General features: G+C 32.3%; 29 protein-coding genes. 11 read left to right on the forward strand and 18 right to left on the reverse strand.

The window, feature by feature from the left end; genetic code table 11:
• The first annotated feature begins 36 nt into the window (after nt 1-36).
• Nucleotides 37-1,632, forward strand: a complete 1,596-nt coding sequence (locus ERL59_RS07845; protein ID WP_160645650.1) for a CPBP family intramembrane glutamic endopeptidase — start codon at nt 37-39, stop codon at nt 1,630-1,632.
• On the opposite strand, the gene uvrC is transcribed toward ERL59_RS07845, so the two are convergent.
• Together uvrC and trxA are read right to left on the reverse strand one after the other, a co-directional pair.
• Nucleotides 1,592-3,430: an excinuclease ABC subunit UvrC gene (gene uvrC / locus ERL59_RS07850; protein ID WP_160645651.1), complete on the reverse strand. Its 1,839-nt coding sequence runs from the start codon at nt 3,428-3,430 to the stop codon at nt 1,592-1,594. The genes ERL59_RS07845 and uvrC overlap by 41 nt on opposite strands.
• Before the next feature lie 164 nt (nt 3,431-3,594).
• Nucleotides 3,595-3,912: a thioredoxin gene (trxA, locus tag ERL59_RS07855; RefSeq protein ID WP_160645652.1), complete on the reverse strand. Its 318-nt coding sequence runs from the start codon at nt 3,910-3,912 to the stop codon at nt 3,595-3,597.
• 246 nt (nt 3,913-4,158) lie between these two features.
• Between trxA and ERL59_RS07860 the strand changes: the two genes are divergently transcribed.
• Nucleotides 4,159-4,305: a YqzM family protein gene (locus tag ERL59_RS07860; RefSeq protein WP_160645653.1), complete on the forward strand. Its 147-nt coding sequence runs from the start codon at nt 4,159-4,161 to the stop codon at nt 4,303-4,305.
• Between the two features lie 74 nt (nt 4,306-4,379).
• Here ERL59_RS07860 and dnaI read toward each other — a convergent pair whose 3' ends face one another.
• The 4 genes from dnaI to ERL59_RS07880 all read right to left on the reverse strand — a co-directional run bounded on the left by dnaI (nt 4,380) and on the right by ERL59_RS07880 (nt 8,271).
• Nucleotides 4,380-5,339, reverse strand: a complete 960-nt coding sequence (gene dnaI / locus ERL59_RS07865; protein WP_160645654.1) for a primosomal protein DnaI — start codon at nt 5,337-5,339, stop codon at nt 4,380-4,382.
• A 35-nt stretch (nt 5,340-5,374) separates the two neighbouring features.
• A complete protein-coding gene (locus tag ERL59_RS07870; RefSeq protein WP_160645655.1) occupies nt 5,375-6,853 on the reverse strand; it encodes a replication initiation and membrane attachment family protein in 1,479 nt (492 codons plus the stop codon).
• Between the two features lie 121 nt (nt 6,854-6,974).
• Nucleotides 6,975-7,835, reverse strand: a complete 861-nt coding sequence (locus ERL59_RS07875; protein WP_160645656.1) for an alpha/beta fold hydrolase — start codon at nt 7,833-7,835, stop codon at nt 6,975-6,977.
• A gap of 130 nt (nt 7,836-7,965) precedes the next feature.
• Complete coding sequence (locus ERL59_RS07880; protein WP_160645657.1) at nt 7,966-8,271, reverse strand: YuiB family protein; 306 nt, start codon at nt 8,269-8,271, stop codon at nt 7,966-7,968.
• A gap of 239 nt (nt 8,272-8,510) precedes the next feature.
• Here ERL59_RS07880 and hemQ point away from each other — a divergent pair, with 239 nt between their 5' ends.
• The 3 genes from hemQ to ERL59_RS07895 all read left to right on the forward strand — a co-directional run bounded on the left by hemQ (nt 8,511) and on the right by ERL59_RS07895 (nt 10,887).
• Nucleotides 8,511-9,257, forward strand: coding sequence for a hydrogen peroxide-dependent heme synthase (gene hemQ / locus ERL59_RS07885; protein WP_160645658.1), 747 nt, complete (start codon nt 8,511-8,513; stop codon nt 9,255-9,257).
• Between the two features lie 145 nt (nt 9,258-9,402).
• Nucleotides 9,403-10,050 carry a peroxiredoxin-like family protein gene (locus ERL59_RS07890; protein WP_160645659.1) on the forward strand — a complete coding sequence of 216 codons (648 nt, stop codon included), beginning with the start codon at nt 9,403-9,405 and terminating at the stop codon, nt 10,048-10,050.
• 189 nt (nt 10,051-10,239) lie between these two features.
• Nucleotides 10,240-10,887: a peroxiredoxin-like family protein gene (locus ERL59_RS07895; protein ID WP_160645660.1), complete on the forward strand. Its 648-nt coding sequence runs from the start codon at nt 10,240-10,242 to the stop codon at nt 10,885-10,887.
• A 73-nt stretch (nt 10,888-10,960) separates the two neighbouring features.
• On the opposite strand, the gene ERL59_RS07900 is transcribed toward ERL59_RS07895, so the two are convergent.
• Together ERL59_RS07900 and ERL59_RS07905 are read right to left on the reverse strand one after the other, a co-directional pair.
• Entirely contained in the window at nt 10,961-11,200 is a 240-nt protein-coding gene (locus ERL59_RS07900; RefSeq protein WP_160645661.1) for a hypothetical protein, read from the reverse strand.
• A gap of 78 nt (nt 11,201-11,278) precedes the next feature.
• Nucleotides 11,279-12,469: an NAD(P)/FAD-dependent oxidoreductase gene (locus ERL59_RS07905; protein ID WP_160645662.1), complete on the reverse strand. Its 1,191-nt coding sequence runs from the start codon at nt 12,467-12,469 to the stop codon at nt 11,279-11,281.
• 365 nt (nt 12,470-12,834) lie between these two features.
• Between ERL59_RS07905 and ERL59_RS07910 the strand changes: the two genes are divergently transcribed.
• Together ERL59_RS07910 and ERL59_RS07915 are read left to right on the forward strand one after the other, a co-directional pair.
• A complete protein-coding gene (locus ERL59_RS07910) occupies nt 12,835-13,836 on the forward strand; it encodes an NAD(P)/FAD-dependent oxidoreductase (protein WP_407925693.1) in 1,002 nt (333 codons plus the stop codon).
• Nucleotides 13,837-13,886: 50 nt separating this feature from the next.
• Nucleotides 13,887-14,147: a hypothetical protein gene (locus ERL59_RS07915; protein ID WP_160645663.1), complete on the forward strand. Its 261-nt coding sequence runs from the start codon at nt 13,887-13,889 to the stop codon at nt 14,145-14,147.
• Here the strand turns inward: ERL59_RS07915 and sda are convergent.
• Nucleotides 14,144-14,329, reverse strand: coding sequence for a sporulation histidine kinase inhibitor Sda (gene sda / locus ERL59_RS07920; protein ID WP_160645664.1), 186 nt, complete (start codon nt 14,327-14,329; stop codon nt 14,144-14,146). The two genes, ERL59_RS07915 and sda, sit on opposite strands and share 4 nt — an antisense overlap.
• 93 nt (nt 14,330-14,422) lie before the next feature.
• On the opposite strand from sda, the gene ERL59_RS20735 reads away from it, so the two are divergent.
• A complete protein-coding gene (locus ERL59_RS20735) occupies nt 14,423-14,587 on the forward strand; it encodes a hypothetical protein (RefSeq protein WP_201763506.1) in 165 nt (54 codons plus the stop codon).
• A gap of 71 nt (nt 14,588-14,658) precedes the next feature.
• On the opposite strand, the gene ERL59_RS07925 is transcribed toward ERL59_RS20735, so the two are convergent.
• The 3 genes from ERL59_RS07925 to erpA form a co-directional block, all read right to left on the reverse strand.
• Nucleotides 14,659-14,826, reverse strand: coding sequence for a hypothetical protein (locus ERL59_RS07925; protein ID WP_160645665.1), 168 nt, complete (start codon nt 14,824-14,826; stop codon nt 14,659-14,661).
• Nucleotides 14,827-14,884: 58 nt separating this feature from the next.
• The gene (locus ERL59_RS07930; RefSeq protein ID WP_160645666.1) at nt 14,885-15,028 is read right to left on the reverse strand and encodes a hypothetical protein; all 144 of its coding nucleotides are present in this window, start codon (nt 15,026-15,028) and stop codon (nt 14,885-14,887) included.
• A gap of 125 nt (nt 15,029-15,153) precedes the next feature.
• Nucleotides 15,154-15,507 carry an iron-sulfur cluster insertion protein ErpA gene (gene erpA, locus ERL59_RS07935; protein WP_160645667.1) on the reverse strand — a complete coding sequence of 118 codons (354 nt, stop codon included), beginning with the start codon at nt 15,505-15,507 and terminating at the stop codon, nt 15,154-15,156.
• A 269-nt stretch (nt 15,508-15,776) separates the two neighbouring features.
• Between erpA and mqnE the strand changes: the two genes are divergently transcribed.
• Entirely contained in the window at nt 15,777-16,883 is a 1,107-nt protein-coding gene (mqnE, locus tag ERL59_RS07940; RefSeq protein WP_160645734.1) for an aminofutalosine synthase MqnE, read from the forward strand.
• A 220-nt stretch (nt 16,884-17,103) separates the two neighbouring features.
• Nucleotides 17,104-18,168: an NAD(P)/FAD-dependent oxidoreductase gene (locus tag ERL59_RS07945; protein ID WP_160645668.1), complete on the forward strand. Its 1,065-nt coding sequence runs from the start codon at nt 17,104-17,106 to the stop codon at nt 18,166-18,168.
• Between the two features lie 34 nt (nt 18,169-18,202).
• Here ERL59_RS07945 and ERL59_RS07950 read toward each other — a convergent pair whose 3' ends face one another.
• Entirely contained in the window at nt 18,203-18,454 is a 252-nt protein-coding gene (locus ERL59_RS07950; protein WP_160645669.1) for a YuzB family protein, read from the reverse strand.
• A 144-nt stretch (nt 18,455-18,598) separates the two neighbouring features.
• Between ERL59_RS07950 and ERL59_RS07955 the strand changes: the two genes are divergently transcribed.
• Nucleotides 18,599-18,844: a NifU family protein gene (locus ERL59_RS07955; protein ID WP_160645670.1), complete on the forward strand. Its 246-nt coding sequence runs from the start codon at nt 18,599-18,601 to the stop codon at nt 18,842-18,844.
• Between the two features lie 233 nt (nt 18,845-19,077).
• Here ERL59_RS07955 and ERL59_RS07960 read toward each other — a convergent pair whose 3' ends face one another.
• The 5 genes from ERL59_RS07960 to ERL59_RS07980 form a co-directional block, all read right to left on the reverse strand.
• Nucleotides 19,078-19,851 (reverse strand): SDR family oxidoreductase, encoded by a 774-nt coding sequence (locus ERL59_RS07960; RefSeq protein WP_160645671.1) that lies wholly within the window; start codon nt 19,849-19,851, stop codon nt 19,078-19,080.
• A gap of 47 nt (nt 19,852-19,898) precedes the next feature.
• The gene (locus ERL59_RS07965; protein WP_160645672.1) at nt 19,899-20,615 is read right to left on the reverse strand and encodes a Cthe_2314 family HEPN domain-containing protein; all 717 of its coding nucleotides are present in this window, start codon (nt 20,613-20,615) and stop codon (nt 19,899-19,901) included.
• Nucleotides 20,616-20,683: 68 nt separating this feature from the next.
• Nucleotides 20,684-22,447: a UbiD family decarboxylase gene (locus ERL59_RS07970; RefSeq protein ID WP_160645673.1), complete on the reverse strand. Its 1,764-nt coding sequence runs from the start codon at nt 22,445-22,447 to the stop codon at nt 20,684-20,686.
• A complete protein-coding gene (locus ERL59_RS07975) occupies nt 22,444-23,382 on the reverse strand; it encodes a COX15/CtaA family protein (RefSeq protein WP_235929829.1) in 939 nt (312 codons plus the stop codon). The genes ERL59_RS07970 and ERL59_RS07975 overlap by 4 nt, the downstream gene beginning before the upstream one ends.
• A gap of 213 nt (nt 23,383-23,595) precedes the next feature.
• Nucleotides 23,596-23,943 (reverse strand): thioredoxin family protein, encoded by a 348-nt coding sequence (locus ERL59_RS07980; RefSeq protein WP_160645675.1) that lies wholly within the window; start codon nt 23,941-23,943, stop codon nt 23,596-23,598.
• Between the last annotated feature and the right edge of the window lie 57 nt (nt 23,944-24,000).

The following is a 24,000-nucleotide window of genomic DNA, read 5'->3' on the forward strand; positions in this document are numbered from 1 at the left end:
TCTAAAATACAGTTAACCAAAAAGGAGATTGTGTATATGGAACAGAATCATTCTACTCGTAATGTCATTATTATTGCCTTACTCAGTTTTTTCATCTTTTTAGTTATGAGTTTCTTACCTTCGGAAAACAATGATGAAGCACTACTTGATAATGAAAAAATAATCAGTACACAACAAGCTGAGGAGAGCGCTTTGCAGTTTCTATCTGATTTTTATAATGTTAATATAAATCAGGTTGAAACTCTACTTACATTTCAAACTGACAAGCAGTTAGGAGGATACCTGCAAAAGAATGATCTAACATCACAATATAATGAACAGTTTGGAGATTCAAATCCTATTGATTACTTTCAAATTCAAGTAAATGATAATACGCAAAAATACTTAGTTGATATACATATGACAAGTGGGAATGTACTTGGATGGAAAACAATGAATAGAAATATGAGTACAGATGATATACATCAGCAAGAGATCGCTGAATTATTTTTAATGGAGAAAGGGTATGATATTAACAATTTTTACTTATTGCCTCTAAATGAGAGGGAAATGAATAACTATATTTTTGAAAGTTATGAAGAAGGTGTAGCAGAGGCAAAATTGCAGTTACATACAATGGTCGAAGCAGATCAAGTGATTTCATTTAATAAGAGTTTCTCTATTCCAGATTCTTTTGTAAGTTGGATGGATAAACAAGATGCTCAAGCTTCAATCATGTCTTTATTAATGATTGTTTTAAATGTTATATTTGGAATTATTGCTTTGATCATCTCCATTGTTTTAAGAAAGCATATTTCTTTTAAAAAAGGTATTTTACTCACACTCACATTTCTTGCCATTTACACAATTACCAATATTAATATGTATCCCGTTAATCGAGCGATGCTTCCAGAAGAAAGTAATAACGTAGCTATTATCATGATGATAGTATCCATTGTTATTTATACCTTACTCAGCGTTATTATATATTTTACATCTGTCTCAGCTGATGGTCTCTGGAAAAACAGGAGTGAGACACTTTGGCCAAATAGAAAAAATCCAAATTACGGTAACATTGTCTTAAAAGCAATGGGGTTTGGATATTTATTTTCTTTCATTATATTAGCAGTGCAAAGTATATTTTATTTCATTGGAGAAACCTTCTTTGATGTATGGTCAGTAAGTGATCTCACTTTCTCACCATATAACCTATGGATGCCTGGTTTAATGCCACTCATTGCATGGGCAGCTGCCATTTCCGAGGAAATAATCTATCGATGGTTTGGCATTCCATTATTCAAGAAAATCTTTAGAAGTACGATTGTTGCCGTAATCATATCAAGTATGGCCTGGGCAATCGGGCATATGGCATACCCAATCTACCCTGCATACACTCGTTTTTTTGAAGTAACAATCATTGGTCTGATTTTTGGTTATATCTTTTTGAAATTCGGATTCATGACAGCTGTTTTCGCACATGCCATTGTTGATAGTATTTTATTTTCACTTCAGCTTTTATACTTTGATTTTACTAAATACGCTTTGTTATCATTATTTTATATGGTTTTACCAGCCATTGTTGCTTATTCCATGTTTAAGTTTCATCAAAGATTTAAGAGGAATTATTCTGATCCTCCCGAAGAGATGTCATAATCTCACCTGCTAGTTTATCTCCAATTCCGAGGGGTTTAAAATCTTCAATAGATGCCTCTCGGATTTTTTTTAAAGATCCAAAGTGTTTTAATAATTTCTTTCTTCTTTTTTCCCCGACGCCTGGAATGGAATCGAGCTGTGATGCAACCATTGATTTACTTCTAGATTGACGATGGAATGTGATTGCAAATCGATGAACTTCTTCTTGAATTCTTTGCAGTAAATAAAACTCTTGCTGATCACGCGGGATAGGAATGACTTCAGGTGGATTTCCGACCATAAGTTGTGCTGTTTTATGTTTTTCATCTTTCACCAGACCACAAACTGGAATAAATAATCCTAACTCGTCCTCTAAAATTTCTATCGCTGCTGAAATCTGTCCTTTTCCCCCATCGACAATAATTAAATCAGGTAAAGGTAAGTTTTCTTTTAGAACCCTTTCATACCGCCTTCTAACAACCTCTCGCATAGAACCGTAATCATCTGGACCTTTAACTGTTTTAATTTTATATTTACGATATTCTTTACGTTCAGGTTTTCCATCTACAAAAACAACCATAGCTGATACTGGGTTTGCACCTTGAATATTAGAATTATCAAAAGCTTCTATACGATGAACTGGTTCTGTACCTAGCCATTTACCTAAATTTTCCACAGCTTTAATTGTGCGTTCTTCGTCCCTCTCAATCAATTTGAACTTTTCTTCTAGTGCAATTTTTGCATTATCATTCGCCATTAAGACTGCCTGCTTTTTTAAACCACGTTTAGGTAAATGCACTTTTACTTTTAACCATGATTGTAAATCTTCTTTAATGCTATCTTTTTCCTCAGCATCTTTATCATCGTGACTTGGCAATACAATCTCCTTAGGTAAAGCAGGATTTTCACTGTAGTATTGAGTTATAAAAGAAATGAAATCTTCGTAAGCCTCACCATAATAAGGAAATCTGGAAGCATGACGTTCAATCATTTTCCCTTGTCTTACATATAAAATTTGCACACACATCCAACCCTTATCAACTGCAAATCCAAATATATCTCGATCTATGTTATCTTTCATCGTAATTTTTTGTTGTTCCATTAGAACTTCGATGTGTTTAATCTGATCCCTAAATTCTTTGGCTTTTTCAAATTGAAGCTGTTCTGCTGCATCATGCATTTGTTTTATTAATTCAACCTTGATTTGCTCGTGACCACCATTTAAAAATTTTGTTATCTCTTGAACCATTTCTTCATATTGTTTCTGATCTACCTCATATTCACATGGTGCTACACATTGCCCTAAATGATAATATAGACAAACTTTATCAGGAATGGTTTTGCATTTACGTAAAGGATATAAACGATCCAATAATTTTTTTGTTTGCTGTGCTGCAAATGCACTAGGATATGGACCAAAATATTTACCATTATTTTTTATGACTTTTCTTGTAACCTCTAATCTAGGATGAGTATCGTTTGTAATTTTAATATACGGATATGTTTTGTCATCTTTTAAAATAACGTTGTAACGTGGATGATGTTCTTTAATTAAATTGCACTCTAAAATAAGTGCTTCTTTATTACTTGAAGTAACAATATATTCAAAGTCTTCAATCAGACTCACAAGTTTTTGAGTTTTAGCATCATGGCTTCCTGTGAAATAAGATCTTACTCTATTTTTTAGAACTTTAGCTTTACCAACATAGATGATATCACCGTTTTCATTTTTCATTAAATAACATCCAGGTTGATCAGGAAGCAATGACAATTTATGTTTTATTTTTTCTATTTTTTTTTGCCTTTCTATTTCACTCATCCTTGCTTCTCCCCTATCCATTAAGCACATATGTTTCTATTTTATTTTATCATAGCATAAAGTCTACAAACTTTCAGTTGAGAATTAGGGATACTGTTTGTAAATTGTTTGAGAATCAAAAAAGCCCTCTTAAGAGGGCTTTAACATTTACAAGTATTTTAAAATTATAGGTGTTTAGATACAACACTTTTTAAAGCATCTTTTGGTTGGAAACCAACAACTTTATCTACAGGTTCTCCGTCTTTAAAAACGATTAAAGTTGGAATACTCATTACTCCAAAACGTGAAGCTGACTCAGGATTGTCATCTACGTTCACTTTTGCAATTTTAAGTTCATTACCAATTTCTTCGTCTAATTCTTCAAGTACTGGAGCTACCATTTTACAAGGTCCACACCAAGGTGCCCAAAAGTCTACAAGAACAGTTCCAGTGCTCTCAACTTCCCCTTTGAATGATTGATCTGATACATTCACGATACTCATGATTGATTCTCCTTTATTTAAAAATGTATAATTTCTAATATTATTTGTACATTATAACATAAAGTTAGTTAATTTCAAATCTAAATTAGAATGTTTCTAATCTACAATGATGATTCAAACTTATTATGGTCACAATTAAATAATTTATGCGAAAGTCTCACAATTGTCACTTTCATATGCTTTACAAGTATATACTTGGTTAGGTATACTTAAAACTAATTGAGCTATTTTAGGAGGGAATTTCTTATGAGCGAAACTAGACAACCTGAATTACACGTAAATGAAGAACCAAGAAACGATTTTATTGATGTTGGTGTCGGATTTGCAGTATCTACTGGTATTTTCTTTCTCATCGCGATTATTGCTACAATTTTATCTGTAATTTCACAATGATACATAATATGTGTACATTAATATAAAACCCTCGTTTATGTTTTTAAATCATAGATGAGGGTTCTTCATTATTTTTAATTAAATTCATTCGTCCTTCTTTTATTTGTTCCTTTTACTTCTATTACTTGTACAAATGGCTCTATTCTGTCCATGATGCGTTGTGCTTTAAGCTCATCCTCTCCATCTTTGCTAGTAAAACTAAAATGTTTTTCTAACCCTTTCAAATCATAATTAGAAGTATAAAAAGTAGGTTTTCTATTCATTCTATAGTTTAGAATTGTCCCTAATACATGATCCCTAGCCCAAGCGTTTATATTTTCCGCACCTAGATCATCAAATACTAATAAATCTGTCGTTTTCAACATTTCAATTGTATTTTTTAATCTAGCCGTATCCTTCATCATTTCTTTTAAATCTTCTATAAAATCTGGTACATATACAATCACACCCGTATGACCACTTTTAGCTAATTCATTCAACATATAACACAATAAAAAAGTTTTCCCAGTACCAAAAGTTCCTGATAAATACAAACCTTTTTTTTGTAACCCTTCTTTTTTTGTTTGATGAATATAATCTGTTAATGCAATGATGGCTGGAAGTCTTTGCTCATCTTTTTGCATAATCTCATTTAAAGAGTACCCTTCTTTTAGTGCTCGTTCATCAATATAAAAACTACGAATTTTTTTACGAATAAGCTCTTGTGATTCATATGCCTTTAGTTTTTTACAGGCTATTTTTTGATCCGTGATTTGTCGATATTCATTATAATTTTGTACAGTAAGTTTCGTATAATGACCTTTAAAATCATTCGGGCAGTTTTCTAAACCAGGACAATTTGTACACTGCTTATATTCTCTTACGAATTCATATAAACGATTCATATGAATTTTGAGATCTTCATTCGAAATCTCTGGATGCTTCTCTCTAAATTTTAATATTAAAGGATCATTTAATAAAGTTTGCATTTTATCTTTAGCTTCTTGAATTTTAGTTTTAGGGATAACATTTACGATCTCAGATAATGACTGCAATATCTTACTCCTCCTTTCCTAATTCACGAACATAGTTATTGCCCATCCCATTCAGCAGCTAATTTCTTAAGCTTATCTAATTCTTCTTTCGATACTGTTTCTTGTTGATTTGTATAAGTCATAATTGGTATCTTTGGCTTCTGATTCTGATAATTTCTTGTAGAATATGTTCTGCTTTTGGAGTTTTTATTTATTTTATTCGCTGCTAATTTTTCCTTTACTTCCTTTTTATTACGAATATAAATAACAGCCTGTTCAAAACTAATGACTTGTTTTCCTAATAGATCAGATGCAATAGAATCTATAAAATTTTTGTTCCAGTCTAAATCATGAGAAACTAAATAATGAATTAGGACATTAATAACTTCTTCTTTAAGTTTATAGTTCATGTCTATTTTATCAAAAATATCTAATATACGATCTGGAATAGACCCAGGAAAAACACTTTTAAGTACATGTGTGTAGGGAGCATTGCAAAGCATCATATTATATTGCTGAATATCACATTTTCCATTGAATCTATCTGGTATATCTAGAAAATAAGCCGTATCCACAATTTTTTCTTCATAAGGTACACGTTCGTCTTTTGAATCTTGTTTCATAAATCGTTCACGAATATCCTCTCGTGTTTTATCTTGTCTATAATTAGAATTTGCTTTTTTTTGTAACTGATCAATGATTAACTCACCATTTTGAGAAAAGATACCATCTTCATCTAATAAGCTACTAACTTCTTGTAAGGTTAAATGATATTTTTTTATAATATAATTGATCGCATTGATTTGTTCAGGTTCATATTTTAAATTCTCAATAAATGAACGATTCATGGAATTACGAGGTATTCTAGTGATTAAATCTGCATAAGTATATTCATCTGAAGGTTCAGTCTCAAGAGTCTGATTGACAATTTGTAATGATGCTCCAACCTCAAGTTCAGCTTCCTCTAACTCCTTATCTACTACTTGTGTATTTAACTGAAATAATTCATAAAATGGTACAGACACATTTTTTGAATATATTTCTTCCGTTGAAATTTCTGAAGGTAGCTTTTCTTTAAATGATTCTCTTAAGGAAATAACAGTATGTTTACCAATTTTATCTCTTAATAATAAAGTTAAATGTTGATTTTTAAAAAATTCTTTTGGAGATAAAGCAGAAAGCAACTTATATTCATATATGTAATCATCGCTACCTAAAATATATTTACGGTAAGTTTGAAGTAAACCTATGGCTTCTAGTTTAGAAAACTGTTCGATTAAAAATTTTCTTCCTCGTTCGCTAGGTTCAATCCCTAAAAATAAAAAAAGCTTTCTTTGCTGCTCTAGTTCCGAATACCCTAGTTGATCAGTGGATACTTGTTGATATAAAAAATGATACAGGCTAATAGCACTTAATCCAACCATCGGCTGATATATATTATTTAACATATACGTATTCATAGAACTCATAGAAAAATCACGATATATGTAAAATCGATGATTTTCTGTAAAGTGTAATATATTCATTATTTTCATATTTAAAACTCACCAATTGATAGATTTATAAACTCTATAAATATTATAGAAATAAGTTTATAGTACTCTTTATTTTAACATAATATGACTCACAAAAGTGAAGTTAAAATATACTCAAATTTCAATGAAAATTATCCAATCCATTCTCTGATTCTTTTATCATATTACAGAAATCCAAATGAGCTATTTCTTCATTTTGCTTACATAACTCTATTTGATGGTTTTCAATCCAATCTGTAATCAATTGGTTCATATGTAGTGCTGACTTCGTTGGGATTTGATGGGTTTTTCCCTCCAAAAAATGAATTTCATTGTTAGGTAATTCTTTGTGTAAAATATTGGCGTATTTAAAAAATCCTTTATCTTGATCACCATAAATTAATAATTGAGGAGATTGTATGTATTTCAATTTGGAGGAACAATTATAAGAAAGTGTAGCTCTATAATACTGTTTTATATTTTTAACATTTCCTCTTTTTGCTTCTTTATATAATTGTTTAAATGTAGGTTTCATATCTGCATTTCCACGAGTAATGACATAAGCAAGAAAGCTTTTGGCTCTTATTGATGTTAAACCTACAGCCATCATAATTCTTCTCTTTAATTTAAAATCACTTACCTCAGACATAGCACTAATTAATATGCCTCCAAAAAAACGATCTGGATAAGTTAACATGGCTTCCAGTGCTATAGTACCACCTGTAGAATATCCACAAATATAACATCTTTTTACTTTTAAAAAATCCAATAAATTTATTACATCATTCGCAATCAAAGAAAAGGTAAGAGGTTCTTCTGATGCTTCACTTAAACCATGACCTCTAATATCAAACGTAATGACTTCAAATTCATCGGATAATTGCTGTGTTTGATAAAGAAAATTAGAACAAGTAAGCAAAGGAGGGTGAATGAAGATAATGGGTATTCCTGAACCCTTCACTTGATAATAAAGTCTAACTCCATTTAATTGTTTAAAAGGCATTTTCATTCCCCCATCATTTTCTTATTTCTGCTTTTTATTATTTCCTTAGTTGTTGTTTTTACTAACCAATTAAATGGGAATTTTTCAAAATAAAAGCAGCTCCATGTCAGGAGCTGCTAAAGTTTACAATTTAGAACATCTTATAACCTTGATCTCTTAATTTTTTAATCGTTATTCCACTTAAAATGGCACCTACAAGACCGCCAATGAAAGTAATGTAATCCGTGATTTGATAATGAGATATGTTTGTAAGTAGAGATTGTCCTGCTTCCCATAACCAATATACCATGTAAGGAATAACAACAAATACGTACACATAAGTCGGAAACCAGGTAGTTTTTAATAACATGTTTAAAATAAAACCGATGCCAAAAAATAAAACAAACGTTAAGGCAAACAGTATTGGTAATTGAATAATATCAACGTCGGCGTTCATTGTTAACCCCTCATTTTTCAATAAATAAATAAGAACTTCTAGTATTTTACTTGATTTTTTTATACAAAGTCAATAAGTATGAGCGTTTTTTACAGCGTATTTTAAATTTGTAAACAAATTATGAATTTTGTCATGGTTTGAACCGTTAGGTTTGCTACGAACTAATGTTTAGTTTAAAATAATGAAGAAACTACATCAACTATTACATACGTTTATAAAATTAGAGGAGTGAAATTTTAATGAGTGAAGCAGCTTTAACCTTAGAAGGTTGGTATGCGCTACATGATTTTAGAGCAATGGATTGGAACGCTTGGAAAAGCCTATCTCCAGCAGAAAGAAAACAAGCTGAGGATGAATTTCTTTCATTTATACAAGAATGGTCTGACATAGAAGATAAAAAACAAGGAAGTACAGCTCTTTATAGTATTATTGGCCAAAAGGCGGATTTTGTTATGATGCACCTTCGCGAATCATTAGAAGAAATTAATGAATTAGAGACTGCATTTAATAAAACAACACTGGCTCAATTTACAATTCCAATGTATTCCTATGTTTCTGTAGTTGAATTAAGTAATTACATGGCGCAAGGTGACGGAGATCCAATGCAAAATCCAGAGATTATAGCTAGGTTAAAACCTACATTACCTAAAGCGAATCATATATGTTTTTATCCAATGAATAAACGTCGAGAAGGTAATGATAACTGGTACATGTTAAGCATGGAAGAACGTCGTGGAATGATGAGAAGTCATGGCATGATTGGACGACAATACGCTGGGAAAGTAAAACAAATTATTACAGGCTCCGTTGGATTTGACGATTGGGAATGGGGAGTTACCTTATTTGCTGATGATGCATTGCAATTTAAAAAACTTGTCTATGAAATGCGTTTTGATGAAGTAAGTGCTCGATTTGGTGAATTTGGAGAGTTTTTTGTAGGGAATTTATTAGATCAGAATAAGATGTCAAAAATGTTAGAAATCTAATTTCATAAATATAAATAGCAAAAACGAGCAGAAAACTACTGCTCGTTTTTTTTGTAATCTATTTCACATTCATTTTAAAACTAACATGGTATTATTTTATCTGTAAGTTTCAATAAGTAATTTATTTTATAAGGAGTGTTTATATATGACATTAGCTCAAGATATCAAACAATTTCAGGATGAAAATTTGAAGAGAGTGCCGCAAGAGGTATTAGAGCAGGTTTTTCAATCTATAAAAGAATTAGATGAGTCTGATCATCCTAAAGGATTAAACGTAGGTGATATTGCCCCAGACTTCACTTTGAAAAATGCTGTAGGAGAAAATGTTCACCTATATGAGGAACTAAATAAAGGACCTGTTATATTAAGTTTTTACCGTGGTGAGTGGTGCCCATACTGTAACTTAGAAGTAAGAGCATATCAACAAAAAATAAATGAAATTACTGAACTAGGTGCGCAACTATTTGCAATTAGTCCTGAAGAACCAGACTATTCATTAACCTTAAAAGAAAAACATGATTTATCTTTTCAAGTATTAAGCGATATTGGAAATAAAGTTTCTGAAGACTATAAGTTAACGTTTCAGTTTCCTGATTATATAAAAGAAGTGTATAGAGATTTCTTTCAAAATGACTTAGGAAAAAGAAATAATGATGAAAGTTGGACATTCCCAATTCCAGCTACTTATATTATTGATTCAAATAAAAAAGTTGTTGCAGGATTTGCTAATGCAGATTATACAAAACGTATGGAACCATCAGAAGCAATTAAGGCTTTAAAACAACTAAATTAAAAAGTTGTTCATTAAGCAAATAATATAGTTTTTAAAATATAAAATGGTAAAAACGGGCAGAAGACTGCTCGTTTTTTCTTTACTAGTAATATTTTTTGTAATGTATTTCACATTTATTATAGAGTCAACATGTTACTATTTTTTTGTTAAGTTTAAAAGTAATTATTTTATAAAAGGGAGGGATTATATATGACCTTAGCTCAAGACATCAAACAATTTCAAGATGAAAATTTGAAGAGAGTACCAAAAGAGGTATTAGAAAAAGTCTTTCAATCCATAAAAGAATTAGATGAGTCTGATCATCCTAAAGGATTAAACTTAGGTGATATTGCGCCAGATTTCACTTTGAAAAATGCTGTAGGAGAAAATGTTCACCTATATGAAGAACTAAATAAAGGACCTGTTATATTAAGTTTTTATCGTGGTGAGTGGTGCCCATACTGTAATTTAGAATTAAGAGCATATCAACAAAAAATAAATGAAATTACTGAACTAGGTGCTCAATTATTTGCAATTAGTCCTGAAGAACCAGATTATTCATTAACCTTAAAAGAAAAACATGATTTATCTTTTCAAGTATTAAGCGATGTAGGAAGTAAAATTTCTGAGGACTACAAATTAACGTTTCAACTCCCTGATTACTTAGTAGAAGTGTATAAAAATGTATTTCAATACGACTTAGTAAAAAGAAATAATGATGAAAGTTGGACATTGCCAATACCAGCTACTTATATTATCGATTCAAATAAAAAAATTGCTGCAGGTTTTGCTAGTGCAGAATATTACAAACGTATGGAACCGTCAGAAGCAATTGAAAATTTAAAACAACTAAAATAAAGTAGTCAGAATTTAAATGATTATAGATGAAAAACCATCAGTGAATATAACTTTCACTGATGGTTTTCCTTAATTACTCCATTTCCGATTTCTTCCTTAAATATTCTTCTGTGTCCCGATCTCTTTGTCGACTTTTTTCCTTTAAACGTTCAATTGCAGGTTGTACGAGATAATCAATTTCTTTTTGAACTGTATAAGCTAAATCATGCCGACTTTGATCTTCTAAATAATGACCAACATCCATTAAAGCATTATATCGATCCAGCTCTTCTCTAGTTAATAAACCCCGAACTTGTACACTACAATGTTTCATAACCGTACAACCTCCTTCTAAAAACCCTTTATAATGAATAATGATACCAAAATTAAATCAATTAAAAAAGAAGGATTATTATAAGCGGGTTTTCTTCAACACAAGTGAAATTCCACCGATATTGTATAAATAACGAATATCAATTATTTTTTTCATAACAGCTGCAGTATAACCCTTTATTTTTCTCTCTCCTACAACACCAATAGCTTCACCTTTACCTAACGATGCAACTGTTCCCTTGATTTCTGGTTTAAATGTTTTTAATTTTTCACCCCTAATGCTGGCTGCTAAGTTATACGCACAAGCTACCCCTTGCTGCATTGCAATTTGAGCAGTTGGTGGAAATGGTTTTCCATCTTCTTTGAACATAACAGAGCAATCACCTATGATAAATACATCATCAAAACCTGGAGCTCTTAAATACTCATCAACTTTTACACGGCCTCTTACTGCTTCAAAACCAGCATTTTCTACTAGGCTGTTACCACGTATTCCACCAGTCCACACAACAGTTTGAGATTTAATCTCCTCTCCGTTTGCTAAAATTACTCCATCTGTTGTACATTCTTTAATTGGAGTAGAAATCATAAACTCTACACCTTTTTCTGTAAGTACATCCATTGCATATTTAACTAATTCTGGATCAAAACCTGGTAAAGCTGTAGGAGCCGCTTCTACATTGACAATTCTGACAATACTAGGATCTACATTAAATTCATTACATAATTTAGGAAGTCGATCCGCTAACTCTCCAACAAATTCAATTCCTGTAAATCCAGATCCACCTACTACAAAAGTCAAATAATCTGTACGACTCTCATCATTTTTATATTTGGCAAACATATATTCGATATGCTCACGGATATAGTTCACACTATTTATGCTGCGAATACTAAGCGCATACTCTTTAAGTCCTGGAATTCCAAATGTCTCCGGCTCTCCTCCTAGTCCAATAACTAAATAATCATAAGAAACTGAACCATCTTCCAAGATCACTTTCTTTTCATCCGTATTGATATCAACCACTGTAGATTTAATGAAATCAACTTTAAATTCATCAATTAATTTAGAAATGTCCACTCTTGCATTCTTAGGATCATCTGTACCAGCTGCTGGCATATGCAAATGAGTAGTAATATAGTGATAATCATGTTTATTAATTAAAGTAACATCTGATTCGTTATAATTTAATTCTTTCTGCAAACGAATTGACGTTACAATTCCTCCATAACCTGCACCAATGATGACTATTCTTGGTATTTGACTCATAAATATACTCCCATCCATTTCTGTATTTTCCGTTTTGTAAATGACTTGTGAAAAAAAGCACAATCAATTTCATGAAAATTTAACTTTATTTTTATCCATCCTAATTCATTTTATGTTGTAAATTACTGCATCATTTACTTATCCAAATGCAATAATATAACGTTAATTCAAAAATAGCAAGAGATATTTGTCTAAATTCGTAACAAAATTCACAAACTATGATTATTGATAACAAAAAGTGATTAAATTCATATAAATTTTATATCAATCAATTGTATTTAGTGTAATTTAAAAAGGTTTTCTTTTAAGATCGGTAAGTTTATAATGAAGTACGGAAGGTTCAAATTCTCGGAGGTGCAATTTTCGTGTCAAATATACAGCATAATAATGAAATCGTTGATATTGCCATTATTGGCGGAGGACCTGCAGGAATGTTCGCTGCTTTTTATGGTGGTATGAGACATGCTTCTGTAAAAATTATAGAGAGCATGCCACAATTAGGTGGTCAGTTAGCAGCACTATATCCTGAAAAATACATTTATGATGTTGCTGGGTTCCCTAAGGTAAGAGCACAAGAGTTAATCGATAATCTAAAGGAACAAATGAAACACTTTCCCACGGAAGTTTGCTTAGAAGAAAAAGTATTGCAAGTTGAAAAAAAAGAAGAACGTTTATTTGAAATCACTACTAATAAAACTGTACATCTAGCAAAAGCTATCATTATTACAGGTGGGATAGGTGCATTTGAACCTAGAAAATTAGGTTTGCCTGATGCAGCACAATTCGAAAAGAAAAATCTGCATTATTTTGTTCCAGATCTAAGTATATATAAAGATGAAAAAGTAGTGATATGTGGAGGTGGAGACTCTGCCGTCGATTGGGCATTAATGTTAGAGCCTATTGCAAAGGAAGTAACAATCATCCATCGTAGAAATAAGTTTAGAGCACATGAGCATAGTGTAGATAACTTAATGAATTCCTCAGTAAATGTACTTACACCAAAAGAGATTAGTAAACTTCATGGGACAGATAAAATTGAAAAAGTTACGATTAAGGATTGCAAAACAGATGAGGAATTTGACTTAGACGTAGATACAGTCATCGTAAACTATGGTTTCATTTCATCATTAGGTCCAATTGCTGAATGGGGTTTAAATATTGTTAAAGGTTCCATAGAAGTTGACTCAAGAATGGAAACAAATATACCAGGAATTTTTGCAGCAGGGGATATTTCAACTTATCCAGGAAAACTAAAACTTATTGCAGTTGGATTTGGTGAAGCTCCGACTGCCATTAACAATGCAAAGGTATATGTTGATCCAGATGCAAAATTATCTCCAGGTCACAGCAGTAATATGAAATTTTAAATATAGGGTATCCTACTCCTTAAAGAATGTTATTAATGGAGGGATACCCTATGACTTTTTTTTGTTCGGTTTGTAATGGCTTCTCAAAATTAAATGTAAACTGCCCCAAATGTAACCATGAAGCTAAAGATTGCGGACGACTAGGTGACTTTATGGGGCCGTATTCTGCTTATTTGGCTATAGATGAATTAAAAAATACAAATGGTTATCCTGATTTAATAAATCATCAATGTGTGCATCTTGCTTATTGTGAATCATGTCATTTAGAATTTCATAAAATGATTAGTGAAACTGAACATAATAATATTTAAGCACATTCAATAGAATATAAGATACCACTTTCTTTGATTTCATTATTATCATCTTCATCCTTAATCTTCAATCCTCTATTCATACATTCTTCTAACAGTAATTGAATAAAGTCTTTGTCTAATTTTAATTTCAAGGACAAAGCATATGTTTTCAACAATTTTTCATCACTAAGTAATTTCATATTCATCACCTGTTAATATAGATTTATTATTAGTGTAACAAAAAACATAATTTAGAACAAGTGTTCTTGTTTTGCTATAGGGAGAGTGAAGAAATGTTTCAATGGTTAAAAAATTTATTTGCTCCGAAAAAATGTGCGATCTGTGGAAAAAAAGCTATGGATGCTAGGAATTATTACAATGATACTGGGGAACCTGTCGTGGTATGCAGGAATTGTACAGAGTATGCTGAAAGACGCGCATTTCGTAAAAGAAACTGATGAAGGATTTCATCAGTTTCTTTTACAATATTGTTGCATTCAAAAAACGAATACCTCTTCTGTAATCACTTTTAGTTTTTATTACTTAAATTCATTTCTTCTAAACTTATGTTAAAATCCTTCCATAAATAGGTTTGATCATACAATGCTGTATCTGTTTTTACTGCTAATCCAAGAATATACGCTAAATAACAACAAAAACTTAAAAAAAGAACGATAATAATAATAAATGACCACATATATAACTCCCCCTTTAAAGTGAGTTATATATGTATATGTTTGGGATTGATCACAATTTCAGAGATTTATATTTTTATCATTATTCCACAAAAATTTTTGATCGTAATCAGTTGTATCCTTCTTCACCCCTACCATTAAAAAGTATGCTAACAATAAACAAAACCCTAAGAATAATGTAACGATAACTAAAAATGCGACCATTAAACTCATCTCCTTTTTAATAAAAAAAACCTTCCCGATAGTATTGTGTAATCCTTACTATCAAGAAGGTTTTTTATGATCGTTATTATTAAGTTGTAAAATCTTTGTTCATATTTCATTCAACATTAACATTCACTCGGCTGTCCTGCATCTGATTCTGTTCTAAATGAACTTCCACAACCACATGTTGCAGATGCATTCGGATTTTCTATTGTAAATCCTCCACCCATAGCTGACTCTTTATAATCTATATTTAAACCATTTAAATATTTTTGACTATCCTCATCAACTACAACTTTAAGCCCTTGAATGTCTAATACTTTATCATCATCAGCCTGCTCATTATCAAAACCCATACCATATGAGAAACCGCTGCATCCTCCTGATTTAACACCAATTCGTAAAAATAAATCAGATGAATCCTCAGCAGCTAACATTTCATTTATTTTATCTAATGCTGTATTTGTGATATTAATCATATCTTCCCCTCCTTAAATTTTGTGGGACTTATATCATTTAACTATGTGTTACAAATTTAATTGTTATCATTTAAGTATATTATACTAAGAAACATAATTTGTAACAACTAAAGGATATATTTTGTGTATTGCTCGTATTTGACACTAGGTTTATAATGGATAGGGTGTTAATTTAGATTTTTATGAGTAACAGCTCATTTCAAAAATATATGTACCTTGTTAATCGTGTACTTATTTATATATTTTACTACTAAAATAGGAGGGTAAATATCATGAGTATCCTTACAAGTCATTCAGATACTAAAATGCAATCTATAATAGAAAAAATTCAACATGGAGAACGGATAAGCCTAGAAGATGGACTCCATTTATATCAATCAGATGATCTTTTAACAATTGGTCAATTGGCTAATCAAGTAAATTTGATGAAAAATGGAAAAAAAGTTTATTTTATCGAAAATATGACTTTATATTTTACAAATGTTTGCGAAGCTACATGTGCATTCTGCGGCTATAAACGAAATCCCGGCGAAGAAGGTGCTTTTACCTACAACGCTGAACAAGTCATTGAATTTGCAGAAAAACACTATCATCCAGGGATAAGAGAATTTCATATCACTGGAGGACATAATCATACTGTTCCTTTTCAATATTATTTAGATTGTATCCAAGGACTTAAAAAACATTTCCCAAATGTAACTATGAAAGCATACACTGCTGCAGAAGTTGAATTCTTCTCTAGAATTAGTGGTTTAAGTACAAAAGAAGTGTTACTTGCTTTAAAAGAAGCTGGTGTTGCAACGCTCACTGGTGGTGGTGCTGAAATTCTTTCAGAAAGATATCGAAAAAAAATGAGCGTTAACAAAGCAACTACAGAGCAATGGTTAGATGTCCATCGTGCAGCACACCAAGTAGGTATGAAAACACATGCTACAATGTTATATGGTTCTATTGAAACTTTAGAGGAACGACTTCAGCATATGGTTTATTTAAGGGAACTTCAAGACGAAACAAATGGATTCATGGTTTTTATCCCTTTAGCCGTCCAACCTAAAAATGTAAATGCAGGAATCAAGAGACGTACTTCTGCATTTGAGGATATCAAAACAATGGCGATCAGCCGCTTAATGTTAGATAATTTCCCTCATATTAAAGCATACTTTATTAACATTGGGACGCAATTAACTCAAATGTCATTAAGCTTCGGTGCCTCTGATGTTCACGGAACGTTAATTAAAGAAAGAATCAGCCATGCTGCCGGTGCTTTATCTCAAGAAGGATTAACTCGTGATGAATTGGTTTGGTTAATAAAAGGAGCCAATCGTATTCCTGTGGAAAGAGATACTTTTTATAACGAGATTAAAGTTTACGAATAAGGAAAAGATAAGAACACCTATAACTAATCTCTCAATTTATGGACGAACTGGTATCGATACTTTCTCAAAAAGGTCAACATTATAGCAAAAATAATAAAGGAATTAAATGGTCTTATTCAGACACTTTAACATTAAACACTTAAAGCAATTTGTATAAGACCGTAAATTCCCTTTATTTCTAAATAAATTATATATAAGTATCAGCGAAAGGATTAACACAATGAAAAATATCGTAATATTAGGCGGTGGATATGGAGGATTATCAACTGTACTTGAATTATTAAATGATCAATTTCCAGAAGATGCACATATCACCTTAGTAGATCGTATGCCTTATCAAGGTTTAAAAACAGAATATTATGCATTAGCATCGGGAACAATCTCAGATATGGCTATCAGAGTTCAATATCCAGTTGACTCAAGATTAACGGTTAAATATGGGGAAATTATAGATATTAATACTGAAAGTCAACTTGTTCAATTACAAAATGATGACCCCATTTCTTATGATCAATTAGTTATTGCACTTGGTTGTACAGATCGTTATCATGGAATTCCTGGTGCAGATATTTATACGAATAGCATCCAAACATTATCTGCAACACGCAAAACGTATCAAGAAGTAAATGATATTAAACCTTATGGACAAGTAACCATTGTTGGTGGAGGTTTAAGTGGTGTGGAAATCGCGGCTGAACTAAGAGAAAGCAGGTCAGATCTTAACGTCCGAATATTAGATCGAGGTGACAGCATACTATCATCATTTCCAAAAAAACTACAATCTTATGTACGTGGTTGGTTCGAAGAACATGATATAGAAATGCGTGGAAATATCTGTGTAACTGAAGTAGAGCCAAATGTAATACATAACAAAGATGAAAAGATAAAAACAGATATTACAGTATGGACTGCTGGTATTCAACCTGTCGAACTAGTTCAACATCTTAATTTTGAGAAAGATAATCAAGGCAGAGTTATATTAAATGAATATCATCAAATTCCTTCAAATCCTAATGTTTACGTTGTAGGTGATTGTGCTAGTTTACCTTTTTCACCTAGTGCTCAAGCCGCAGAAGCACAAGGAAAACAAGTAGCAGAAGTCATACAAGCCTTATGGAGAGAAGAAACTCCAAAGCTTGGTAAAATCAAGCTTAAAGGAGTTTTAGGTTCTCTAGGTAAAAAAGAAGGTTTCGGCGTTATGGGTAAAAAAACAGTCATGATTGGAAGAGTACCAAGAGTCTTAAAAAGCGGGGTACTTTGGATGTCCAAAAATCATTTTGGATAAATTATAAACCGATATATAACAATTAAAAATTTCATTAAACATCAAGATCATAGGATTTTAAATATTCTTCAATTTCTTTTTCAATCTTTTCTTTCAATTGATCTGGTGTTTCGGCAGTAATTAAATCTCCGTTTACGAGGGCATACGGTTCCATAGAACAGACCCCACAGTAACCTAGACATCCGTATTCAATCACATCGTATTCCGGATTTTTTTCTAATTCTTTCATAATTTTATCCGTTCCTAAATGCATATTATTAGTGCAAAATTCTATAATAGGTCTCATATTTTAACACCTGCTTAATGTAATTTTTTTCCTGTATCAACCATGATTCACTTTATTGGAGTTAACTCTTTATTTTTTTCAAGAGCAACCATTTGCAATACTTACTTATTGTAATATAATAATAGAAGGAAGGAGATGAATCAAATGAATGTAGAAGATAAACAAAAGCAGTACGATGAGGTACTTGAAGTATTAGATAAACTCCGCCCATTTCTTCAGCGTGATGGAGGAGATTGTGAACTTGTAGATGTAGAAGATGGTATTGTTAAGCTTAAATTAGTAGGTGCTTGTGGCAGTTGTCCAAGTTCTACAATTACCCTTAAAGCAGGGATTGAAAGAGCTCTTACAGAAGAAGTTGAAGGAATCACTGAAGTAGAACAAGTATTCTAAAGCACCCCAAAAAGTGAAGTTAAGCTTTGGAGATAACACCTATTACTTTTCGGGGACCCCAGAACAAAAAGATACCACAAAAGGGAAGTAAGACTTTGATGAGTAATCCTATTACTTTTGCGGGGCCTGAAACAAATACTAAACCCAAAAAGTGAAGTTAAGCTTTGAAAGCAAAAATATAAGAGTCGTCCACTATCAGGACGACTCTTTTTTGTATTATATACTTTTTATATTCATTTCATTGGAAAAGTTCGTATAGGATCTAACCCACCGGAAATATCAATGATATTCCCGGTTACAAAATCAGACTGTGATTGACATAAAAACGTAATAACCCTTGATACATCCTCACCAGTTCCTGGCCTACCTCTAGGCGATTCCTCATCTAAAACAGTGATAACATCTTTAATTTCTATCTCTTTATTTTGACCACGAATATCACCTGGACAAACCATATTAACTGTAATTCCATGTTCTGCTTCTTCTACAGACAATGTTTTTGTAAACGATACTAATCCTACTTTTGCAGCTGCATAAACCGCTCTATGAGGCCATCCTCTTGATTCTGCGGCATGTCCAAAACCGAAGTGTATAATTCTCCCCCATTTTTTTTGCCTCATATAAGGAAGCACTAAATGATCCAGCTGCATAACACTTAAAAAATTCCCTTGAACTAAATAATTCATTTCTTCAAAAGAATAATCTGAAAACAACTTTCTTTCACGAATAAATGGACCTGCATTGTTTACTAATATATCAACTCCGCCAAATCGCTCTTCAATTTTACATATCATGGATTGTAATTGATTGAATTGGGTCACATCAGCCTGTATGGCAGCAGATTGTACTCCCATTGCTTCAATCTTTTCAAGCAAATGCTCCGCTTCCTCTTTACTATGTACATAATTAATAATGACATTACAACCTTGTTCAGCAAATGCTAGAGCTGTTTTTTTGCCCAACCCCTTTGCACTACCTGTGACTAGAGCTACTTTATTTTTTAACATTAAATTCTCTCGTCCCCCTCTAGTGACAATTGAATTACTGTCCATCTTTATGTATGTTCCAGTTGTTTTTGTAACAATTGATTAGCATAATCAAATACTTCAATTAAAGATAAACAAACCATTTTATATCCTTGTTGTAAAATATATACATTGTTTGCTAAGTTTTCAACTGTTACTTTTTCTTCAGAAACATCATCCGTTTTAGCCAGATCATCTAACATTTCAACATTAATGTAATGAATTTCTAAATTTCTTTTTTTTCTTAAATGATTCATCGGCTCTTTATATTCTAATTTAATATGATATAGTAACTTTTGTAAAGTAGGATGTTTCTTCAAATCATACATCTGTCTTAAAGCAGTATAATATGAAAACCTTGATTTAACCTGTTCTGTTTTCAAATCAAATAGGTCATTCAAAAAATACCCCAATTTATCCAATATAGAAAAAATTCGAATGAAAGAATTTTTATAATAATAAACATGCAAATAATAGTCCTTTAATTCAGCTGCATCCATATCTTCTTCATAAGTAGTGTGGATCTTTTTACTATATTTTTTACTGGAAAATACACTTTGCTCCAATTCATTCAAAGAAATAATAAATGCTTCAGCTAACAGCTTTATTCGAATATATTTATCTGGTAAATCCTTTTTTTGATCAAGTTCAATAATGAGATCGCTAAATTTTTCAATAGCTTGATTGATATGAAAGAAATCTCCTTCTTTCTTCCTATCAGGTAATTTAAATGATTGATCAAACATCACATCACTTCCTTCATATCAGTTCTTTACTATTTTTTCCACTTCTATTCTCCTGACGAAAACGTTCCTTAGTATGAATTAAAATATTCACTCCAACGTTTTGAAACAAGCGCTACAATATCTTCTCGTGGAAATAACTCATCAGGATACCCTGGTTTCATTCTTGCATCAATGACTATAGGGAGTTCATAGTTTAGATGATGCTGTTGAATTTCACTATCTGCATACATATCTGTTGCCGGATTAAACCGAGTAAACACGGTCCATAAAAAGGAAGTTTGATCTTTAGTGATATCTGCATCATCAACTAGTATAACCATTGGCCACGTCTTCAGGTTCTGTTTATTTTGTTTTAGAATATGTGCTGCTAACTCAGGTTCTTCTTCATACTTTTTACCTGAGATAACTAGACACCCTTTACAATAAGAAGAAACTTTAGATATGCCTGCTAAATCTCCACCTGTATAATCACCAGGTAGTTCCCTCTTAGGCTCCCCAACTCCAATTAACACTGCTTTACTCCCATGATTCAACTTTTTCCCAGTGTAGTCTAATGTATCATGTGAGGTTTTATTAAAGATAAACAAATCCGTTTTGGGTTCAAATCTTTCTAATACAGATTCAAATAATTGTGGAAAATTTTCTAAGTTTACATTTTGATCTGTTAAAATTAAAAATTTTGTTAACGTAAGCTGACCTTCCCCAAAAATTCGAAAAGCACTAGCTAATACTTCACGAGAATAACTTTCCCTAACTACGGCTGCTGCTAGTGGATGAAAACCTGTTTCCGCGTATGTCCACAACTGTTTCACCCCTGGCATCGCCATTGGGAAAGCTGGAGATAGCAGTCGTTGTAGAAACTCACCCATATAATAATCTTCTTGTTTAGGTTTGCCTACAATGGTTGCTGGATAAATAGCATCCTTACGATGCCACATATGATCAATTCTAAATTCAGGAAAATCATGAATTAAAGAATAGTATCCATAATGGTCTCCGAAAGGACCTTCTGGTCTTGTGTAATTTGGTGGTACCTTACCATGAATGGCAAATTCAGCATCTGCAATCAGACGATGGTCTCCAAGTGGATTGTCAGCTGTATTTAATTTCTTCCCTAAAATTAAAGAAGTTAATAATAGTTCTGGTAAATGCTCTGGTACAGGAGCTATTGCAGAGGCTATTAGTGCAGGCGGTCCTCCTAGAAAAACAGTAACTGGAAAAGGTTCATTCTTTTTCTCTGCCTCATGATAATGAAACCCTCCACCCTTATGGATTTGCCAATGCATTCCTGTTGTTTGATTATCATATACTTGCATACGATACATACCAAGATTGTGATCCTTTGTTTCAGGATGTTCCGTATAAACTAAAGGCAGGGTGAAAAATGGCCCCCCATCTTCCTGCCAACTTGTAATCACTGGAAGCTCACTTAACGGTTTTTGTTGTTTTAATACTTGCATGACAGGAGCTTCATTTTTTGGTACGGTTTTCGTTCCTATTTTCAACATATCAAATATTAAATTTTTCTCTTTCCATAATGCTTTCGGTGTCGGTGGAAGAAGTGTGTCCATCGCTCCAATAATCTGTTTCATTAACTGCTCAGGTTTTGGACCAAAAGCTAAATCCACACGTCTACTTGTCCCAAATAAATTCGTCACAACAGGGAAAGGACTTCCTTTTACATTGGTAAATAACAATGCAGGACCACCCTCATCAATCACACGTCGGTGAATTTCAGCTATCTCTAGATATGGGTCAACTGATGCAGATATTTCTACGATATCGTTTTCTTTTTTTAAAAGATGAATAAATGCTCTCAAATCTTGAATCATTTCACTTTCTCCCTCCATTGCCATACTAACATGCTTAAATAACACAATACTCCGAACATGGCTGAAATAATAGACGTATGCAACAAGATGGCAAATAAGTACCAGTTTTCATTACTGATTGCTGCAACTAGTATACCACCACTTATGACTTGGGCTATAATTAAAACAAGTGCAGCTATTCCAGCTTTACGAATTGGACGAATATGATGATATGATCTATAGGCAAAATGAGCAACAATCAACATAATAATAAATAAGAAACTGGCAGAAGAAACATGTGTAAGTGCTACACCTACTTTTCCTATCAAGGTAACGAATGTATTTTGATAAAGCTCAACAAAAGCAGAGCCTGAATCCGTATGTTTCACTAACGCTCCAGTATACACGACGATATAAGTATAAATGGTCGTAAACCATACAAAGATACGATAACTTCTACCAATCGGTTTCCCTTTAAATGATATCGGTTCGCCCCATTTTGTATATTGACTCTGCTCTTGTGGATTTATTTTCCAAACGATCATCACGAGCAACAAACTGCTTGCAAATGCCATTATTGATATTCCGAAATGAAGTGCTAGGACAGGAGACGATTGTGGCCACATGACGGCCATAGCTCCCATGATGGCTTGTACTACAGTAAAAAATAATGTTCCCCATGCATACAATAAGGCATCTTTGCGTTGTTTTAAATATTTAATGACCATAACAAGGGTAATCACCACTAATATTCCCTCTATACCAGTTACAAATCGGTGACTCCACTCTATGATGGATGGAATAGTATATGAAGGTACAAATTTACCGTTACATAGTGGCCAATCATGACCACAACCTAATTCTGATCCCGTATTTGTAACTAACGTCCCCGCAAGTAAAACGAGGAACATACCCACACATGTGATCGTAGCTATCCATTTTAATCCTTTAACCAATGCTTTCACCCTTCTCTTTGTACAAATAACAACAATTTTCATTATATCTGTTCACAGTTAAGAATACCATATCACTATTCATTAAAAAGTGAAGAAAGTGCGAAGAAGCACTATTCAATTTTATCAAATAAAAAAATCGCCGCCCCAAAATAATAAACTTTTAGGGTGACGACATCATATGTTTGAATCTTTTTGTTTTAGAATTCATTTACATTATGACTTTTCTAATGCAGAAGCGACTTCTATGGCACGATCAACAAAAGCCTCAATTTCCTCTTGGGTTTTTCTCAATTTATTTACAAATCGAATAAGCTCCTTGTTTTTATGAAAAGCGATAAAACTTGGAATACCTAGCACATTATTCTGATCTACTAATTCAGAAAATTGTTCTGAATCAATTTCAATAAAACGAACTTTCCCTTCATACTTTGCAACTACTTCAGGCATAAATGGATCTATGAAGCGGCAATCAACACACCATTCCGCCTTGAAAACGGCAATGACGGGAGTGCTATCTGAAATCATTTCTGTGAATTGTTTTGCACTTGTTAATTTTTCCATAATCTTTTACTCCTCCTTTGATTATCCTCTATAAAAAAGGAATCTTAACAACTATTA

The sequence above is a fragment of the Chengkuizengella marina genome, assembly GCF_009910845.1.
Taxonomy (GTDB): domain Bacteria; phylum Bacillota; class Bacilli; order Paenibacillales; family KCTC-33759; genus Chengkuizengella; species Chengkuizengella marina.

Coding starts and splice junctions, on each gene's coding strand:
- ERL59_RS07845 (WP_160645650.1), top strand. CDS start 37: ATGGAACAGAATCATTCTACTCGTAATGTCATTATTATTGCCTTACTC.
- uvrC (WP_160645651.1), bottom strand. CDS start 3,430: ATGAGTGAAATAGAAAGGCAAAAAAAAATAGAAAAAATAAAACATAAA.
- trxA (WP_160645652.1), bottom strand. CDS start 3,912: ATGAGTATCGTGAATGTATCAGATCAATCATTCAAAGGGGAAGTTGAG.
- ERL59_RS07860 (WP_160645653.1), top strand. CDS start 4,159: ATGAGCGAAACTAGACAACCTGAATTACACGTAAATGAAGAACCAAGA.
- ERL59_RS07870 (WP_160645655.1), bottom strand. CDS start 6,853: ATGAAAATAATGAATATATTACACTTTACAGAAAATCATCGATTTTAC.
- ERL59_RS07875 (WP_160645656.1), bottom strand. CDS start 7,835: ATGCCTTTTAAACAATTAAATGGAGTTAGACTTTATTATCAAGTGAAG.
- ERL59_RS07880 (WP_160645657.1), bottom strand. CDS start 8,271: ATGAACGCCGACGTTGATATTATTCAATTACCAATACTGTTTGCCTTA.
- hemQ (WP_160645658.1), top strand. CDS start 8,511: ATGAGTGAAGCAGCTTTAACCTTAGAAGGTTGGTATGCGCTACATGAT.
- ERL59_RS07890 (WP_160645659.1), top strand. CDS start 9,403: ATGACATTAGCTCAAGATATCAAACAATTTCAGGATGAAAATTTGAAG.
- ERL59_RS07895 (WP_160645660.1), top strand. CDS start 10,240: ATGACCTTAGCTCAAGACATCAAACAATTTCAAGATGAAAATTTGAAG.
- ERL59_RS07900 (WP_160645661.1), bottom strand. CDS start 11,200: ATGAAACATTGTAGTGTACAAGTTCGGGGTTTATTAACTAGAGAAGAG.
- ERL59_RS07905 (WP_160645662.1), bottom strand. CDS start 12,469: ATGAGTCAAATACCAAGAATAGTCATCATTGGTGCAGGTTATGGAGGA.
- ERL59_RS07915 (WP_160645663.1), top strand. CDS start 13,887: ATGACTTTTTTTTGTTCGGTTTGTAATGGCTTCTCAAAATTAAATGTA.
- sda (WP_160645664.1), bottom strand. CDS start 14,329: ATGAAATTACTTAGTGATGAAAAATTGTTGAAAACATATGCTTTGTCC.
- ERL59_RS20735 (WP_201763506.1), top strand. CDS start 14,423: ATGTTTCAATGGTTAAAAAATTTATTTGCTCCGAAAAAATGTGCGATC.
- ERL59_RS07925 (WP_160645665.1), bottom strand. CDS start 14,826: ATGTGGTCATTTATTATTATTATCGTTCTTTTTTTAAGTTTTTGTTGT.
- ERL59_RS07930 (WP_160645666.1), bottom strand. CDS start 15,028: ATGGTCGCATTTTTAGTTATCGTTACATTATTCTTAGGGTTTTGTTTA.
- erpA (WP_160645667.1), bottom strand. CDS start 15,507: ATGATTAATATCACAAATACAGCATTAGATAAAATAAATGAAATGTTA.
- ERL59_RS07945 (WP_160645668.1), top strand. CDS start 17,104: ATGAAAAATATCGTAATATTAGGCGGTGGATATGGAGGATTATCAACT.
- ERL59_RS07950 (WP_160645669.1), bottom strand. CDS start 18,454: ATGAGACCTATTATAGAATTTTGCACTAATAATATGCATTTAGGAACG.
- ERL59_RS07955 (WP_160645670.1), top strand. CDS start 18,599: ATGAATGTAGAAGATAAACAAAAGCAGTACGATGAGGTACTTGAAGTA.
- ERL59_RS07960 (WP_160645671.1), bottom strand. CDS start 19,851: ATGTTAAAAAATAAAGTAGCTCTAGTCACAGGTAGTGCAAAGGGGTTG.
- ERL59_RS07965 (WP_160645672.1), bottom strand. CDS start 20,615: ATGTTTGATCAATCATTTAAATTACCTGATAGGAAGAAAGAAGGAGAT.
- ERL59_RS07970 (WP_160645673.1), bottom strand. CDS start 22,447: ATGATTCAAGATTTGAGAGCATTTATTCATCTTTTAAAAAAAGAAAAC.
- ERL59_RS07980 (WP_160645675.1), bottom strand. CDS start 23,943: ATGGAAAAATTAACAAGTGCAAAACAATTCACAGAAATGATTTCAGAT.